Annotated in this window: 1 protein-coding gene; it reads right to left on the bottom strand. The window is 48.2% G+C overall.

Features of this window, described 5'->3' with window-relative positions:
* Positions 1–8: 8 nt before the first annotated feature.
* Positions 9–1,183, bottom strand: a protein-coding gene (locus FEK46_RS22075) for an IS3 family transposase (RefSeq protein WP_096247722.1) whose coding sequence is annotated in 2 segments (ribosomal slippage) — positions 9–925 and positions 925–1,183 — 1,176 coding nt in all. Because the reading frame shifts where the segments join, the coding sequence is not laid out codon by codon here.
* Positions 1,184–1,256 lie beyond the last annotated feature (73 nt).

The raw sequence follows: 1,256 nt of genomic DNA, 5'->3' as shown, positions 1-1,256 counted from the left end.
TGTAGTGGTCAACAAAAACTGGCCACAGCTTTAGAGTTTTTCCAGAACAATCGTTCTGATTCATTCGGCGTCAAACCACCATTATATTGATGAGGTCTGAGCTGGCTGTAATATCCTGTGATGTAATTCGTTATTGCCGTGCTGGCTTCGCTAAAATTCGCGTAGCCATTATCCGGTACCCACTCTGTTTTCAGGCTTCTGAAGAACCGTTCCATTGGGCTGTTATCCCAGCAATTTCCCCGGCGACTCAGGCTTTGCTTTATCTGATATCTCCACAGTAACTGTCTGAAATTCCTGCTGGTATAGTGACTGCCTTGATCCGAGTGATACAGTAAATTAGCCGGTTTCCCCCGTGCTTCCCAGGCCATCGACAGGGCTTTACCTGTCAGTGCGGAATCAGGGAAAAATGACATCGCCCAGCCAACCGGTTTACGGGAAAACAAATCGAGTACAACAGCCAGATAAGCCCAGCGTTTTCCCGTCCAGATATAAGTCACATCACCGCACCAAGCCTGATTAGGCTCGGTAACAGCAAACTGGCGATCCAGATAATTAGGGATCTCAATGTGTTCCTTAGACGCCTTCTTATAACGATGGCCAGGTTGCTGACAGCTGATAATATTGAGCGCTTTCATCAGCTTTGTTGCCCGCCAGCGGCTCAGTTTTATACCTTTGGTGGTGACCATTGCGGCAATGCTTCGCGCTCCTGCTGAACCGTTACTTTCGTGATAAACTTCACGCACAAGGCTCAGTAATGCCACTTTCGTGGCGTCAGGCTTCCTGGGCTGCCGCCAGTATTTATAACTGCTGCGATGAACCCCAAACACGTTGCACACAACGGCAACAGGAAACCGCGCCCTGAGTTTCTCAACTAATGAGAATTGTTCAGGGAGTCTGACATCAAGAGCGCGGTAGCCTTTTTTAATATATCCCTTTCCATTTCAACGCGTTGAAGTCTTTTCTTCAACTCACGTATTTCAATCTGCTCAGGTGTCATGGGTGAAGCTATGGGTGATTTTCCCGCTCGCTCTTCTTTCAGTTGTCGAACCCATTTATCCATCGTGGATTTGCCGACATTCATCGCAGTGGCAGCGGCGGCAACGGTGTAATGCTGATCGAGTACAAGCTGGGCAGCCTCGAGGCGAAACTCGGGGCTAAAATTGCGTCTGTTACGTCCGGTCATAATGTCACCTGTTTTGACTATGAGGTGATGATATCACCTCTATTCAGGTGGCCAAATTTACTATGCCACTACA

This window comes from Escherichia sp. E4736, assembly GCF_005781225.1.
In the GTDB taxonomy this organism is placed as follows: domain Bacteria; phylum Pseudomonadota; class Gammaproteobacteria; order Enterobacterales; family Enterobacteriaceae; genus Escherichia.
This window is presented reverse-complemented; position numbering and strand designations above follow the sequence as displayed.